This is a genomic window from Bacillus cereus group sp. MYBK216-1, from assembly GCF_051916495.1.
Taxonomy (GTDB): Bacteria; Bacillota; Bacilli; order Bacillales; family Bacillaceae_G; genus Bacillus_A; species Bacillus_A thuringiensis_K.
The window spans coordinates 183,895-201,510 of record NZ_JBQAGT010000003.1 but is presented as its reverse complement, the minus strand read 5'-3'; the positions used below and the strand labels follow the sequence as shown (position 1 = coordinate 201,510).

Here is a 17,616-nt window from a genome sequence, read left to right as displayed (position 1 = left end):
TGTACATTACCACTCATTAAATTGTATAGTTTTTCATTCTGATATTCATAATCCAAACATAACTATCCAAAAGCATCCTCCTTTTGATATGCAGTTTATTTTCTCTAACTTTCCACGCTACATTCTAATACTACCTTATATTGTAATCAAAATAATAAACGAATTATTTTCTCAAGTTGTCAAAATCACTAATAAATCATATTTATTAGTGATTTTGACAACTTGATTTCTCCTCTAAAAACGTAATATTACTGTAAATTGTTTTCCAAAAAATAATTATGTATATCTACAATTATTACAACAAGGAATGAACACCAATGTTATCCTATCCCTTATAACTGTTTTAACTTAAGTATGAAATTCATTTTTGAAGTGAAAATGATGTGGGGTATGTCTATGAGGTTTAGTCTTCCAAAAAAAATTGTAATGAGTAAATTCTTACCAAGAAAACGTTATTCGTATTGATGATACATATATAAACCATATTTTCACTCAGTCATTCTAGGACAATTGAAGTGGCTTAAACTTGCCACTTCAATTGTCCTAGAAATGTTTCATCTTTATCTAACATCAAATTAACACTATAAGCAAAAAGCTACTTATAATTCAGATGTTTTTCCTTAAAAATTTTTTGATTTATCTTTTGCAGGTAAAATGTAGTTTTCCCCTTTTTCATATATAGAAAGTATTCTTTTCAAGAAAGTAACTTTTGGTACTAACCAATAAGCAATTATCGCTGAAACAATCCCTAATATAGCACCTGTTATAACATCGAAAGGATAATGAACTCCTACCCAGATACGAGAAATGGCTACACAGAATGCAAGTGTAATCCATAGCCAACCAATCTTTTTATGAACAAGCCAAAATGAAAAACAAATTGAAAAGAATAAAATTGTATGGTCACTTGGAAATGAATTATCAACAGCATGCTCTACCAATTTATTAACATTGGGTAACTCTGCAAATGGTTGATAGTTTGAATGAAACTTTCCTGCTATTTTCCCGATAACCTCAGCAATCACAAAAGCAATCATCGCTTGAACAACCATCATTCGATTTTGGTTAGATCGAGTAAACCAATACACTACAATAATTAAAGCTAAGAAATATACCATATATTCTGCCACGAACGTCATAGTAGAATTGAGAAATGGGTACTGTTTACCTAAATCGTTAACGGCTCGAAAAGCATCAATATTGAATTGAGAAAAAGACATTTTCAAACTCCTCCTTACCATATATAAATCAAACGCTAATTATAATTTTTTAATCTACTTTTTGTTACTACCTAATAGTTTTAGATGGTCCCATTTTATTTTTCTTAATGAATATCTACCTTTTTAAAATATGAAATCAATAATACTAATCCAATAATAGATGTTCCAAATATACCTATATAGGAGTACTCGGGAGGATAAGTGGGCTGAAGCGTATTTCTTGAGATATCACCTGCTGCTGCCCATGGAAACAATCCTCTATGTTCTGAATTTGCTGTCATTAAATTAATCATGGTTATTACAACTGTAAATACAATGGTCGGTACGTAATTCTTAAGTACAATTGTTAAAAGTATGATTGGTGTTGATAAAATAAAAAGCAATAATCCACCTATCAAAAACTGTACAAAAGATTCCCTTATTAAGGATGAACTTAGTCCATCAAATTGAAATATTATCCCTAATAATAATGTTAATCCCCATGCTACAAAAGTTAACATCATAATCCACGAAAATAGAAGTAGGAATTTACTTATAAGAAAATTCATACGTGATACAGGTATAGTTAATAAATTCTTTAATGTATCTTCTGTATATTCCCGAATAAATAGGTAGGCGGTTACTACCCCATATAGTGGTACTCCTATTATTAGAACAGTATATAAATTTACTTCACCAAACAATTGACTAAATACAATAGTAGGAGTAGGATGTTTAGTTTTTAAGCTTACAAATGATGCTACTACTACCATAAAAGGTACTACCGATGCACCGAGAATACTAATTAAGAACATATGGGATCGTTTTAGCTTTAATAATTCTGTATATAACAGATTAACCAATTGTTCCACCTCCAACTAATTTTGTGAAGTAATCTTCTAATCTGTCTTCACTCATCAAGATTTTCAAAACCTGAATATCATTTTGTACAAATATTTTATTAATATCTCCTTGTTGCCCAAGTTTAGAATACACGCGAATAATCCCCTCATTATGAACTTCATAATCAAAAATACCAAAGTTTTTCTCTAAGATTTTTGTAGCTTTATTGTCATTCGATACTTGAAACTCAATATATTTGCGATTCTTTTTTCTAAGGCTGTTAAATTCGATTTCCTCTAAGAGCTTACCTTCATGAATGATCCCCATATGATCTACTAACTGTTCTATTTCCGATAAAATGTGGCTGGATATTAATAAAGTAATTTTTCTTTCTTTAGCCAAATTTTGTATCAATCTTCTAATTTCCTTAATTCCTATTGGATCCAAACCATTAGTAGGCTCATCTAATATTAATAATTCTGGGTAATGAAGAAGAGATCTAGCAATCCCTAATCTTTGCTTCATCCCTAAAGAATATTTGCCCACAAGCTTTTTAGTTTCATGTTGCAATCCCACGATTTCTAACGCTTCATCAATTGCATTTTTTTTGTGTATCCCAATAATTTTCGCATTAATTAGTAGATTTTCCCGTGCTGTAAGATTCTCATAAAATCCAGGAACTTCAACAATAGACCCAATTCTTTTAAGGATTTCTTTTTGATTTTTTAATAAATCTTCTCCAAATATTTCAATCTTTCCATGGGTGGGCTTTATCAATCCTAATAACATTCTAATTGTAGTCGTCTTCCCTGCACCATTTCGACCTAAAAAGCCGTAAATTTCTCCTTGATTTACGGTTATATTAAGATTATCCACTGATTTCTGATTGCCATAAATCTTTGTTAAATTTGTAGTCTTTATTATTGCGCTCATGTAAGAACACCAACTTTCTTGTATGCTTATGTTTTTAGTATAGAAAGCAAATTTTAAACCGGGCTTAACTATTTCTTAACTATTTCTTAATTATGAAATTAACTATTCATCATTAACTCCATCTTGCTCCCTTGTACACTAAAGATAACCCCACTCTCCTTTGACTTTGATATAAGTCTCATCTAGATGCTAAGTATAGTATGTAAATTTGTTTTTCTTTTTCCAAATCTGATTAACATCAGGGTATGTTACAATTACTTGACCTTTATGTAATAAGTCTTCAAACACTACTATTTCTCTTTCTTGCTGTTTAGTACCAACGAAAGTAATGGCTAGCTTTACAAAACCTTTTTTCTTTTTCAATAAACTTAATCTCAACAGTTACTTCTTTACCCTCAATTAATAATTGAGGGTAATTAGTATACAATTGATAAAAGAAAAAAGAAAACGTGAAATTCAAAATTTAATGGATAAACTATTTGAATATTAATTCTTCAAACGAGAAGAGCCCTCCAAATAGGACGGCCCTTCTTTATTTCACATACAAATAGGCTTACTTACAGTAATTTTTTTGTATAGGACTTTTTCTTAACACACATACTATTTTTGAACCTGTTTACCAATACGTGTCCTAATGGTATCTTGAATTCCTCCTAAAAAGGGCTGCAGATACGACTGCATGCCCTTTTATTTACGTTGCTTCTCTATATTGAATAAAATAATTAAAAAATAAAAATGTAATATTACATATTTTTTCTGTTCAGATTATGTTAGGATTTACTTCGTAGTCGAATTATGGTTTCGTATCTAATTCAGCAATATGTGAACTGTTTACCTAAAGAAAAGACACCCAAAAGGTGTCTTTTCTTCTTTTAATCTAAAAAACATTTTTTCTTTTCAGTAAGATCCAATTATCCCTCTAACCTAAACCTCATAATTAAAGGCAATTTAATCATGGTACTCAAGAGTTTTCATCTATTTCAATATACATATGTTTTAATTTAAAATCACATTTCCAGCACTATATTTGCTTTCCTACAGATTTTCTGTCTTGTTCTTAATTCTGTCAAAATCCTCATGTAGCTATACAAAGAATATATGCTACTATGATATTAAGAAACTATGCGTTCCCTTAACCCTGTATCCGGCCCTGTATTTATTACAGGGTCTTTGTTTATTTTATTTACTTTTATTGGCTTATAAGAGTTAATACACAACCAATTTCAATTAAAACCGTTTAAATGTTAGTTAGAATTTGAAATAATATATCTATTAACTTTTTTAACAAATGTAATCTAATATTAAATTTCTAAATCTATACTGTACTATACACCAGTTAACACTATATAAATAGTATTAACTATCTTAATTGAATATTAGTAATAGTAAGTATAAACATTATCAATTTACTACATCTTACATTTATGTAAAAATAAATACATGTTAAGCTTTTTCAAAATCTTTCCCCTAATAAAGATTTGAAGTAGCATTTCATGATTCTCCTTACTGTTAATATGCCTTGAAAAAGAACCCTATAGGGTTCTTTTTCTTCTCATTATAACCTCAGTAAGTCCATGCAAAAAGGACTGCTAATTATTTGCAGCCCTTTTACACGTTAATATACACTTGTATTACATGCTTAAAACTTTATTGTATTAGGTATTTATACCAACTAAACATGCCATTATCATTTAGATATATAACACTTCAAAGTTTAGAAGTATACAATAACAAATCTTTCCCAGCTTCCAACTACATAACTAGTAGCTGTTAATTCTCTACCACCATTTGCTGATATATATCTACCATTACTTAGTGCTTGTAATACATATATCCTATTGTCTCCACCATTATATAAGATAAACTTTTCCCATGCACCAATTGATGTACGATCTGCTACTACTCTACCATTTGGCTCAAACAAAACATACTTCCCATTACTTTTAGTTTTTAAAGCGTACGTATATAATTCCCCAGTCGGAATTAATTCGAATTTCTCCCATTCATTAACTGCATTACGATTTGCTATTATATTTCCCGAAGGCTCAGCTGAAACATATTGTAAATTTGCTGCCTGTATAGCAACTGTCCAACTTCCATTTTACTTTAAAGGTTTAAACAATTGTGACCACATTTGTTTAAACCTCCACAATTTTTTCTAAGCTATTCTCTAAAAATCTTATTTTTCGTTGTAAATAAACCTGATTGGTACTCTTTATGCAAAAGAAAAGATGGAACCTTTAATTCAACTCCACCTTTTTTCGAAATAAAAAGCATCTAATTCTATTTGAATTAGATGCTTACATTTAGTCCTTAAACCTAATATTCTAAACTATTTACGCGTTTGTAAATCTTTTTTTATTACATCCCAGAGTGAATTATCTTGACGCATCGGTTTACCCTCTTCATCCCATTTTATTTTTTCTGTTCCCAATTCATAATTCATCCCTGTCCATGTGTCTTCACGGAATGCATAGAATGATTTATGCCATCCTTTTTGGTTAAAGATAGAAATAAGATCTTGCATGTATTGAGTAGCACCTGGAACAGTACGGTTAATTCCAAACTCCTCTGCAATAATTCGATTAGATGGTACATGATTTTTCTTAGACCATTGTTGAATTGGCTTCAAAAACTTCTCTAATCCCTGTCTATTCCACATTACAGGTTTCTCTAAATCCCCTACTTTTACTAATCCTGGATATTGATATTCCTTGTTTTGTTTTTCACCTTGGCTCGTTAATTCATATGGTTCATACATATGAAATGCGTATAGTGTTTTTTTATCCTCTACTGGTTTTAAATATTTAAAGGCCCATGGAGTAGCATATAAACCTGAATCTAAAATAATCGGTGTTTCTTTGTCCACTTCACGAATGGAGTTAATCACCTTTTCATAAAATCTGTTTAAATCAGCTGTCGTTCCTTTTACTTTTGCATACCATTTCTCGTAATCTTCCGTCCAAAAATCATTATATCTATTATTTTTAGCTGTTTCTGGATGTGGTTCATTTATAATATTATAACCAACCACCGCGGGGTGATCTTTTAGTTCCAGAGCGAGGTCCTTCCAAAATTGACTTGCTTGTTCTTGATACTTCTCTTCTTCCCATATTCTGTCGTCATTCTTATTATTATTAAATTGACGCCATCGATCACCAGGTAAGGATAACATTGTAAGAACGACTTTCATTCCTTGTGATTGTGCGGCATCTAAATCCGCCTTTAATTTTTCTAGATCTTCCTTTACTAATCCCCGATAGTTATCTGCATTACCTATCAGAAAATCCTTTCCAGAAGTATCTGGTTTATCCTCAAATAGAAAATCTTTATCTTTTGCCCATTTATCAGGTGCTAAACGCACATATTCAATATTAGCTTCTTTTGCACTTTTATAGTTTTCAGGTAATGACGTACTATTCATGAAATTAGTACCCTTTCTTTTCGAATCCCAAAAACTAATTTTTGAATCTCCCTTGTGGTATGTATCAGCTCTTACATTCATTTCCTGTACTCCAAAACTCATCATGCCTAATAACGCAACAATTGGCAAAACTTTTTTCACAACTTTCCCTTCTTTCTCTTTATATTTAACACACATAACATACCTTTGTTTTGTTACAGGAATATGGCAATTTTCCAAAAATACCTTTTAAATTTATACATTGGTAGTTCATTCATAAAAAAAGAAAGAGATAATTAGAACGTTGCTTCATTTTAAAAGAAACAAAAAAGGAATCCTTTACGGATTCCTTTTTGCAATGCACTCTTTTCCAAATGGTACATTTTGCACCTACTTTTAGTATAACTTATAATTCCTATAAAATAAATAAGATTAACTGAAATTTACTTCAAATTGTGATAAAAAACATAATTAAGAAGCGCAGATAACTAAATATCATCCCTTTTATTAAATAAAAAAGATTAAATAATTCCCCCTCCAAACTAGGACCCTTTTACACCTTTTACAAATATTGTTATAATTAGATAAACTAAAGCATTATCCCATTAACAAAGAGAATCCATAATTGAAGTCCTTTTGTTAATTAGCTATTAAAAATGATAGCATGTGATTATTGTATAATTTCTTCCTTTTTTAGATCTGCATATTCTTCTACGAAATCCCATAAACCTTGCTTTTCGAAGTAAGAAATACTTTTTTCACTTCTTCTAAGAGTTTAATTGCTTCATCTTCATTAAGAGAACGTAAAATATTGAAATGATATACTCTTCATTTCCTAATTCCATACAAACTGCTAATCCTTTTTCAATAAGTTCTTTTACAATATTTGTTTTTCTTAGCTTATAGTGTTCACGCGCTTGTAAGAACAACGCTTTAAAATGGGCAATATTCTTCTCTGTCACTTCTGATAAATGACGAATTGCTAATTTAGATAAATTTTGAGTTGCATATAATAGTCCTAGATTATGCCTTACTATTAAAATCAATTTTTCTTCATTATGTTTTTGCAAAAGGTCAATGGAACGATTGAAATGTTCTTCCGCTTTTTCAAATTGCTTTAAGAATATACGAGCTGTCCCTAATGCGGTTTCACAAGAAGCAACTTTCACCTCATATCGCATTAGCCCTAAATACAAGGAATATAGATACTTATTTTACTTTCAAAGGCTGAAACCTTGCTGCATAACTACTGAAAATAAAATGAAAAGACGTTCAAATCCATATGGATAGATCGTCTTTTCACTTTATTTCATACATATACTGATTTTTCACTTATTCATTTTGTATTGTACTTAAAAAACCAATAAATTCATCTTCATTTACAGGTTTACTGTAGTAATAGCCCTGAATTAGATAACATGCAGTACGTTGTAACACTGTTAATTGTTCCTTCGTTTCTACCCCTTCTGCTATCACTTTCATGTTTAAAGTATGAGCAAGTGAAATAATGGTTTGTATAATTTCATCTCCATCAGTAGAAGTTCCAATCCTATTAACAAATTCTCTTGGAATTTTCAAAGTATCAATTGGATAAAGAGGCAGATACGCTAATGAAGAATAACCTGTACCAAAATCGTCAATTGATAAATGTACACCATATGATTTTAATGCTTTTAACTTCGATAAGGTTTCCTTTTCATCTACCATTGCTATTCGCTCTGTTAATTCCAAATCAATCGAATTAGCAGGTACTCCTATCTCTTCTATGGTAGATATAATGGTTTGAACAAAATCTTTCTGTTCAAACTCTATAGCTGATAAATTTATCCCCATCTTTAGATTTGAAAAGCCCGCAGAATGCCATTCTTTCAGTTGTTGACACGCTTTCTGTAACGTCCACTTCCCAATTGAAATAATCTGCGCCGTTTCTTCTGCGATAGGTATAAACTCAAAAGGAGAAATCAGCCCAAGCTCTGGATGTTGCCAACGTATTAAAGCCTCTGCACCAATAACCTTACCTGCCTTACTATCAATTTGTGGTTGATACAATAAAAACAACTCATTATTTTCAATTGCATTTGGTAAATCCTGTTCTAATCGTAATCGACGAGTTACTTTTTGAGATAATGTCTCGTCATACATACAAACAGCATTGTTACCTTTTTCCTTTGCGCTATACATAGCGATATCAGCGTGTTGTAAAAGTGTAGTAGTATTTATTCCTCCAAATGGATACACTGCTATTCCTATACTAAGAGATAAGTAAAAACTATGCTGATTTACTACAAATGGTTCTTCAGTTATACGAAATAAAGTTGTACACAAATCCAATAGCTGTTGCTCTGTTTGGTTATGGACAATGATCGCAAACTCATCACCACCTATTCTTGCTAGAGGAATAGTCGGTGACAGACATGTCCTAAAACGTTTGGCAACTTCTTTTAAAACCTTGTCACCAATCGAATGACCCAATGTATCATTAATAGTCTTAAAGCGATTTAAATCAATATACAGGAGCCCAAACTTATCCTGTGTTTTTTGTGCACGCTTAATAGATCTATCTAATTCTTGTTGGAAGAATATACGATTTCCAATCTCCGTCACCGTATCATGGAATGCAAGGTAATTTATCTCTTCCTGTTGTTGTTTCATCCTTGTTATGTCTTTTACCATTACATAGCTCCCAAAGGTTTGTCCTTCTATCATAATAGGAACTATAGTGACATACCAAAAGAGTATATCCTTCTCATTGTTATTTTTCACACGTAACTGTAGTGAAGATGAACTACATCGTTTCCCTTTCTTTATAGCTGCTTCCAATTCAGATTTATCTTCATCTAAAAAAATAGAGAAGCACTCTTTCCCTATCAATGCAGCACTTTCTTTTCCTAATAACATACTTCCAGCCTGGTTTATATTTAATACGATACCGTTTGAATCAATCGTTAAAATAGGATCCGGATGATACTCATATAATGACTTAAATCTCTCTTGATTTTTTACTAAATCATTAGATTTATTTATTAAATCCCTTGTTCTTTGAGATACTGTTTGTTCTAATTGATTATTAAACACTTTTAATGTTTTAGTTAACTCTTTGTTTTGCATTCGTACGATTGTATGACGAATCAGTACAAATACAAAAGCAATACAATTTCCCGTAATTAATGTAGCTGAAGAAGTTTGCTCTTTCAAAGTAAAGCCAATTAAGACTGCAACTGCAAGATAAGGGAATATACCAAGAAGTTTCTCTCCAAATGTCGGATTAATAATAAAATAATTTCTTTTAGAAGAAGTATTCTTTGGGATTGTAGCAGCAATAGCGATAAATAATAGGAAAACTCTATACAAACACCTTAAAAATATAACTGAACGCTCTGACAAATCACCTTGTAAGTAAAAATACAAATAGTCCGTAATAGCCAATCCAGTTAATACTAGGATAAAAATAAACAATTTACTTTTTGCATTGAAAATAGCAGGTCGAAAGATCAGTGTAACTCCAAGTAATAGAAGCAATAAATCTATAATCGGAAAAATAAATGAGAGAAAAACATCTCCAATTGATAAGAATAAAATATTTGCAGATGGTTTATTAAATAGGTACCACTCTAATGTAAAAATAGCAGTAACAACAATGCATAAATCACAAAGTAAATACGCTTTCTCCCATTTGTTACATTCCATCATAATTTTATAAAAGAACGCAAAAAGAAAGAAGAATAAGAAAAACAGTAGAAATACATCAGAAATATTAAAATTTTGTATTGGTAATTCTACATTAAGTACTTGAAAAGCGGATATGAAATTCCCTATCAAAAAACACCCTATTGCAATAGTAATGCAAACCCAGAATACTCCTAACTTAATTTTTTGGGATAATATAGAATACAGTAATGAGATAAATACAGTAGTTTCAACGACTAAAGATGATAGTCGGATATTAAAATCTGATACGAAATAATGATTCGGAAAAACAAATAAAAATATAAAGCAAAAGCTTATATAAGTTATTAAAGCCAATATCAATACATAAAATTGCACATATGCATGCTTACGCAATGGACTCACCTTCTTGAGTTTTTTCTATACTTTTATTAAAAAATGGCTTGATGGTGGCACAAGTCCTACTAATTAAAATGTGTGCTACCTATTATCCATATTATGACCTTTTTAAAAGATTTCTTTCTACACACAACAATCTTATTAACTTTTTGTAGATGTTTACAATTATCAATACTGAGGATTCTAAAAAGGATAAGCTGAAAAATGTAATTTTTTAAGTATTTGCGCGTCGTAAATTTGGCGGGTACAACTTATCTACTCTTTACATATGAGATAGAATCTACTCCTCTATTGGATTATAGTTGCTATCTGTCACACTTAAAAAGGAATGAAAATATACTATCATTAAAATAGAAATTCAAATTAGTTTACGAAACCAACTGTAACTATTATAGTTACACAAAAATTTGATGTCAATTTCATATCCTCCCTTTTTAACGGACAAAAGACATGACCTATTGAACAAAAATGTGATGTTTATAAAAAGGGCGGTAAAGTTTTATCTCCTTACTCAAAGAATTATAAATGATTTAGAATTAGATGAAATTGAAGCTAATATTGCATCTCCCTAAAAAGAATGTTACTCTAAAAATAGAATTATGAAAGGAATGATGGATGAATAATGATTAACTAATTTATATTTTAAGTTGAATTTTATAACTTCAAACTACAAAATATAGGGTTAGTCTATCCATTTTTAAAATTCAGTTCATACTTTATTTGTCATGATTCAAATGATTAATAAGTACTTATTAAGTATAGACGAAAGACTAATCCTTCCGATTACAAATTGGGGGATTTTTTTATTCCCGTTTGTCTTAGTTGAAACTTACTAATTGTTAAATGTACTTCACAAATAAAGGAGCGAGAAAAATGAGTACTTCAGATACTATTGTTACACATGTAATGCTCTATATAAGTCGTTAATATCCATCAAACTTATATAGAGGAATTAAAAAATGGATGGATGTTCCGACTTTATATGAAACGTTTCGATATATAAAGGAGGAATTATTATGTCAATGATAAAGGTCCAAGACTTAACTTTTTCATACCCAGGTAGCTTTGATAATATTTTTGAAAGTGTAAACTTCCAAATAGATACGGATTGGAAGCTAGGATTTATTGGTAGAAACGGACGAGGTAAAACGACATTCTTTAATTTATTGTTAGGGAATTATGAGTATAGCGGGAAAATCCTTGCTTCAGTAGAATTCAATTACTTCCCCTACTCTGTTTCAGATAAGAACAAATTCACTCATGAAATCCTTGAAGAAATTTGTCCCCAAGCCGCAGATTGGGAACTTCTACGTGAGATATCCTATTTAAATGTTGATGCTGAGGTCATGTACAGACCATTTAAAACATTATCAAATGGGGAACAAACAAAAGTGTTGCTTGCTGCACTGTTTTTAAATGCGGGTCAATTTCTATTAATTGATGAACCAACAAATCACTTAGATACAGATGCACGAAAGATAGTCTCCGATTATCTAAGGAAGAAAAAAGGATTTATTTTAATTTCACATGACAGAATCTTTTTAGATGGGTGCGTTGACCATATCCTATCTATTAATAGAGCAAATATTGAAGTTCAAAGTGGTAACTATTCTTCTTGGAAGTTAAATTTTGATAGACAGCAAGAACACGAGAAGGCTACAAATGAGCGTCTACAAAAAGACATAGGGCGATTAAAACAGTCTTCCAAACGTTCAGCAAGTTGGTCTCATGACGTGGAAGCTTCAAAAAATGGAACGAGGAATTCAGGCTCTAAGTTGGATAAGGGGTTTGTAGGACATAAAGCAGCCAAGATGATGAAAAGAGCAAAAAACCTTGAATCAAGGCAACAAAAAGCTATTGAGGAAAAATCAAAATTACTAAAAAATGTGGAAAAAACTGAGTCATTAAAATTGGAACAACTACAATTTAAATCAAATGAATTGGTTACTTTAGTTGACGTGTCCGTTAAGTACAATGATCAAATTGTGAATGAGCCGATTAGCTTCATAGTTGAACAAGGTGACCGAATTGTACTTGATGGAACGAATGGGAGCGGAAAAAGTAGTATCCTAAAACTAATTCTAGGACATCCGATACAGCATACAGGCTTAGTTACTTTAGGTACAGGACTCATCATTTCCTATGTCCAACAAGATACTTCTCATTTGAAGGGATCGCTATCAGGCTTTATTGAAGAGCACAAGATTGATGAAACCTTATTTAAGTCCATCCTAAGTAAGATGGACTTTGACCGAATTCAATTTGAAAAAGATATATCTCATTATTCTGGTGGACAAAAGAAAAAACTGCTTATCGCTAAAAGTTTATGTGAAAAAGCTCATATATATATATGGGACGAACCACTAAATTTTATAGATATCTATTCCCGTATGCAGATTGAAGAACTTATTCAACAATTTAATCCCACAATGGTTATTGTTGAGCATGATAAAATATTTCAACAAACAGTTGCAACGAAAACTATATCTATGTAGCTCAAAACGAATACTTGAAAATATAATCATTAACTTGAGTCCTTGAATTATAAAAACTTTAATGAATTGATAAAAAAAGCCTAATTTCTCTACAATACATTGAGAAATTAGGCTTTAAATAGTAATAATAGAATTCATAAACACTGAATAATTTACACATTAGGTTTATCTGTTAATGCAGTAACAATCCTGTCCACTAAGTCTTCGGGTAATCCATATTCCTTATTAACTACAGCCTGTATACTAGCAAAAGAACTTTCATTGTATTTTGATTGCCTTTTTCCTCTACTATCTTTCTCTTTATTTATGAAGTTTTCACGAGATTCATAGTTCATCTTATCTGGTTCTTTAGCAATAGATTGATTGGTGTAAATTATAAAGATACCTAACATCATAATTACACAAATGAAAATCCCTACTAATTTAAGTCTCATTATTCATTTCCTTCCTGCAACTCTTACTGTTTCTCGTTCATAATATCTCAACCATATCAAATTCATATTAATTTGAAGTAAAATTTTGTTCTTAACATATTTCTTAATAGAAAGACTGTATATCCTTCTATTTGTTTGACATCATTAAGATGCTCACAAATAGAAATAAATTCTATTCCTATATATAGATAAATAATCTAAAAATTTATATAATAAGATTAGAAGTATAGCATATTATTATTATTGAAAGGTCTTGGTATAATGCTAGGCATTAATGTAAAAAAAACAAATGAAGAGTTAATTATTTCATGGTAATTGGCGGAGATTATAATTCCATTACGTGATGTGATTGAGGTTACCGAAGATGCTACCTATGCTGGTGTTGAAGAAGTAGATGTAATATGTATTGGAACAGCTTATGGGACAACAGACCGTATTTTAATTAAAACAGTAAAACAAAATTATGTATTGTTTACTACAAATAAAGTTGCTATTTTAAATGCCATTCACGCTTAAATATAGGAGTCTTCTTGGCTAAAATGATAAAAATAAGCACATCTTGTTATAAAAACAGATGTGCTTATTTTTTAATTTCTATGCATTTTTACGTTTTAAGAAAATCACTCCACCAACAATTAACAGTAATGCTCCTGCAGCCATAGAGATCCAACTTGTAAGATTAGTACCTGTTTGCGGTAACCATCCAATTTTAGATTGAATTTCTTTCTTAAGTTGTGGTTGTTCTTTTACTTGCTCGTTAGGTTGCTCTGGTGTTGGCGTATTTTTACCTGAATTTGGCTGTTCTGGTTTAGGTTGTTCCGATTTTCCCTCTTTAAATTTCACTGTTTGTCCCTTATCTTCAATTTCAGCGTGAATAGCTACTAATATATTATCTTGATACAGTTCTTCAAATACTACTACTTCTTTACCTTGTAGTTCAGAAGCATTTAATATGAAGTCTAATGTGATAGAACCATTCTTCTCTTTAGCAGTAAACTTAGATTCTACTGTTACTTCTTTACCATCAACTAATAATGGTTTTTTTGTTGCTTTATCCATTAGTTTGCCTTTCACAACGTACTCTTTACCCACGATTAAGTCTTTGTATTCCACTTTATCTTGGATTGTTACAGATTTAGAAACGTCTAACTCTTTAGAACCATCAGCTTTGTTTGTAGCTGTCGTTTTAATGGACGGTTCTACAAATCGAACTGTTTGACCTACATCGTTAATGTCAGCGTGAGTTGCAATTACTTGACCTTCATGTAATAAGTCTTCAAACACGACTACTTCTCTTCCTTGCTGTTCAGCACCAGCGAAAGTAAAGTCTAATGTTACAAAACCGTTCTTTTCTTTTGCAGTAAACTTAGTCTCAGCTGTTACTTCTTTACCATCAATTAATAATGGTTTGTTAATAGCTTTGTTCATTAGTTTACCTTTTACAGTGTACTCTTTACCTACAACTAAGTTAGTATACTCTACTTTGTCTTGAATAGTGATAGAATCCTTTGAATGAATCTCTTTTCCACCATCAGCTTTGTTTGTAGCTGTCGTTTTTATTGATGGCTTAACGAACTTAACTGTTTGACCTTTATCATTGATATCAGCATGTGTCGTAACAACTTTTCCGTCTTTCAGTAACTCTTCGAATACTACTACTTCTTTTTCTTCTAAACCAGTTGCATCAAATGTAAAGTCTAATGTAATAGAACCATTTGCTTCTTTTGGTGTAAACTTCGTTTCAGCTGTTACTTCTTTACCATTTACAACTAATGGTTTATTAGTCTCTTTATTCATTAATTTACCTTTTAAAGTGTACTCTTTACCTACTTGTAGATCTTTGTATTCCACTTTATCTTGGATTGTTACAGACTTAGACGTGTGCATTTCTTTTGTACCATCTGTTTTATCAGTAGCTGTTGTTTTTATTGAAGGAATCTTTTCATCTTTGACAATGTGTTTAATGATTTGACCATTCTCTTTAATTTCAAAAGAGAACGTTTCTTCATTTAATACATAGCCTTTTGGTGCAATAGTTTCGTTATATGTGTATTTTCCAAATGGTAATTTTTCAAATTTAGCGATTCCTTTATCGTCTGTTTTTCCTTTTACTACTTCTTTTCCTACTTCGTTATAAATCGTAAATTCTGCATTTGGAAGCTTGTTATTTCCATCAGCCACATCTACCTTTGTAATTTCTAGATCACCTTTGATAAGATGATTAACTGCCAATAACTCAATAATCTTCCCATGTTCTTTTATTTCGAACACGATTTGTTCTTTAACAAGAACGTAACCGTTTGGAGAAGCCTTTTCTACAAATGAATATTTACCATACGCTAAATCTTTGACGTTAATCTCGCCATTTTTATCTGTCTTATATTTCCCAACTACTTTTCCACTTTCATCTTTCAATTCAAATACTGCACCTTCTAATTTTTTACTAATATCTTCATTATCTACTTTTAGTAATTTTACACTACCTTTCACTTCGGTATTTTCCACTGTAAAAGTAAGTGTTTTATTGTGCTCTTTAATTTCAAAAGGATACTTTGTTTTATTTCCAACATATCCATTAGGTGTTTTTGTCTCTAAGAAATAATATTTACCATACGTAAGACCTTCAACGTTTGCAATTCCATTTTCTTTTGTTACTACTTTTTTCACTTCTTTTCCATCTTCAGTGAAGACTGTGAATTCAACATTTGGTAAAATCTTTCCTGAATCACTAAGCTTTTTAATTTCGATGTTACCTTTTACTTTGTTATTTACTATTTGGACAGCTCCTGTTTCTCCTGTCTTAACTTCAATAGTTTGTGGTTTATCATCTGAAACATAGCCTGTTGGTGCTTTAATTTCTTTTAATGTGTAAGTACCAATTGGTAAGTTGTTTAATTCTGCCATACCATCAGCACCAGTCGTAATTTTTCCGACTGATTCATTATTTGTATTAAAGACCTCAAATACTGCACCAGCTAAAACTTCTCCATTTTCTCCAACCTTTTTAATTTTTAAAGAACCAGCTGCTTCCCAATTTACTGCAAGATCACTACTAAGCTTTTCTTCATTTCTTTCTAATAGTACTGTAGCATTCTGAACAGTATCCGTACCACGGTAAGCAATTGCTTGAACTTTAGTTAAATTAGCAGCAACACTTAAATTAAATTCACCCGTTTTTGTATTCTTAGGAATTTGGATACGAAATTTTTCTCCAACTGAAAGCTGATCTTTCACTTCTCCATTTTCACTAACAATTCTAACTCCATTAGGTGCATTTTTCGCTACTACCTTATAAGAACCACTCTTAGCATTTGTTTGTACTGAATATAGATTTGTTTCGAAGAATTCACCCTTTAATTCTGCTTTTTGCTTTTCAGCAGGAATCACATTCATAAAAACATCTTGAGTCTCTTCACTATTATTAGCATTACTAATAATAGCCTTAGCTGCTTTTTCAACATTTTTATTCTCATGTTTTAATTCATTTACATCGAGTTGACCTAATGCATTCCAAACCGCAAGTTGCGTTGCATAATGCGCTTCATTTTTATTAGCTACTCCCAGCTGTTCAGCACTTTTTTGCGGGAAACCATTTAATAAGACTCTATATACTACATTATCTGTTTTCCCCATTTCAGGAAGATCTTCACCATTTGGTGATTTTAATCCAAGAGTTAAGCAATAAGCAATTTGACCACTTGAATTTTTAATCATTTCAGTGCGAATGTACTTAGCTAGACTGTTACTATAACTCCAGTCCATTGAATATTTCTCATGCGTCATAACCTCTGCACTAGCCCTAGGTAAAAATACATTAAGGAATAATACCAGTACTGATAATAATGTAAAAACTCTTATAATGACTCTCTTACCCAATTTTGTAACCTCCCTAGAATAAATTAATTCGAGTATATATCGCAATATCTAAAACATTCACGATCGACCCAATTATCATTATAAAACAATAAATTACAAATATTAAATAATTTTAATAAAATAGTCAAAAAATTTACACATTTTATTATTTATCAAGTTTTTTAACGAATTTACTATATACAAATTCTAAAACATGCCTACAATTTAAAAGACAAATATGTATGTTAAATATATAAATAGCAATTCCTTTACTCCAATTATTAAGCTTTCCCCCTATTAAAAATAGCCTTTTCACTTTCTTATTAATCTGAGTAATTTATACACCTCTTTTAATCTATTACACTCCTCCATTTAAATATAAAGGTGAC

General features: G+C 30.9%; 8 protein-coding genes and 6 pseudogenes. 2 read left to right on the top strand and 12 right to left on the bottom strand.

Annotated elements, in window-relative coordinates:
• Window positions 1-620 precede the first annotated feature (620 nt).
• From ACTFRH_RS11440 to ACTFRH_RS11395, 10 genes and pseudogenes are all read right to left on the bottom strand, one after another.
• A complete protein-coding gene (locus ACTFRH_RS11440) occupies window positions 621-1,220 on the bottom strand; it encodes an undecaprenyl-diphosphatase (protein WP_000010574.1) in 600 nt (199 codons plus the stop codon).
• 104 nt (window positions 1,221-1,324) lie between these two features.
• On the bottom strand, window positions 1,325-2,062 hold the full coding sequence (locus ACTFRH_RS11435; protein WP_000247702.1) for an ABC transporter permease: 738 nt from the start codon (window positions 2,060-2,062) through the stop codon (window positions 1,325-1,327).
• A complete protein-coding gene (locus tag ACTFRH_RS11430; RefSeq protein WP_001273092.1) occupies window positions 2,055-2,975 on the bottom strand; it encodes an ABC transporter ATP-binding protein in 921 nt (306 codons plus the stop codon). The genes ACTFRH_RS11435 and ACTFRH_RS11430 overlap by 8 nt, the downstream gene beginning before the upstream one ends.
• 141 nt (window positions 2,976-3,116) lie before the next feature.
• Window positions 3,117-3,212, bottom strand: a pseudogene (locus tag ACTFRH_RS11425) (IS6 family transposase); the annotation flags it as partial.
• Window positions 3,201-3,381 (bottom strand): annotated as a pseudogene (locus ACTFRH_RS11420) (VaFE repeat-containing surface-anchored protein); the annotation flags it as partial. The pseudogenes ACTFRH_RS11420 and ACTFRH_RS11425, both read right to left, overlap by 12 nt.
• A 1,308-nt stretch (window positions 3,382-4,689) precedes the next feature.
• Window positions 4,690-5,076 (bottom strand): annotated as a pseudogene (locus ACTFRH_RS11415) (fascin domain-containing protein); the annotation flags it as partial.
• A gap of 231 nt (window positions 5,077-5,307) precedes the next feature.
• Window positions 5,308-6,576, bottom strand: a complete 1,269-nt coding sequence (locus ACTFRH_RS11410; protein WP_002026152.1) for a glycoside hydrolase family 5 protein — start codon at window positions 6,574-6,576, stop codon at window positions 5,308-5,310.
• 513 nt (window positions 6,577-7,089) lie between these two features.
• Window positions 7,090-7,262: pseudogene (locus tag ACTFRH_RS11405) on the bottom strand (aspartate phosphatase).
• A 132-nt stretch (window positions 7,263-7,394) separates the two neighbouring features.
• Window positions 7,395-7,559 (bottom strand): annotated as a pseudogene (locus ACTFRH_RS11400) (tetratricopeptide repeat protein); the annotation flags it as partial.
• 151 nt (window positions 7,560-7,710) lie between these two features.
• Window positions 7,711-10,440: a sensor domain-containing protein gene (locus ACTFRH_RS11395; protein WP_001225490.1), complete on the bottom strand. Its 2,730-nt coding sequence runs from the start codon at window positions 10,438-10,440 to the stop codon at window positions 7,711-7,713.
• A 1,019-nt stretch (window positions 10,441-11,459) separates the two neighbouring features.
• On the opposite strand from ACTFRH_RS11395, the gene ACTFRH_RS11390 reads away from it, so the two are divergent.
• Entirely contained in the window at window positions 11,460-12,938 is a 1,479-nt protein-coding gene (locus ACTFRH_RS11390) for an Lsa family ABC-F type ribosomal protection protein (protein ID WP_000061795.1), read from the top strand.
• A gap of 200 nt (window positions 12,939-13,138) precedes the next feature.
• Here the strand turns inward: ACTFRH_RS11390 and ACTFRH_RS11385 are convergent.
• Window positions 13,139-13,372: pseudogene (locus tag ACTFRH_RS11385) on the bottom strand (hypothetical protein); the annotation flags it as partial.
• A gap of 315 nt (window positions 13,373-13,687) precedes the next feature.
• Here ACTFRH_RS11385 and ACTFRH_RS11380 point away from each other — a divergent pair.
• Entirely contained in the window at window positions 13,688-13,888 is a 201-nt protein-coding gene (locus tag ACTFRH_RS11380) for a SunI/YnzG family protein (RefSeq protein ID WP_000807768.1), read from the top strand.
• A 78-nt stretch (window positions 13,889-13,966) separates the two neighbouring features.
• On the opposite strand, the gene ACTFRH_RS11375 is transcribed toward ACTFRH_RS11380, so the two are convergent.
• Entirely contained in the window at window positions 13,967-17,248 is a 3,282-nt protein-coding gene (locus ACTFRH_RS11375) for a VaFE repeat-containing surface-anchored protein (protein WP_000520178.1), read from the bottom strand.
• Window positions 17,249-17,616: the final 368 nt, after the last annotated feature.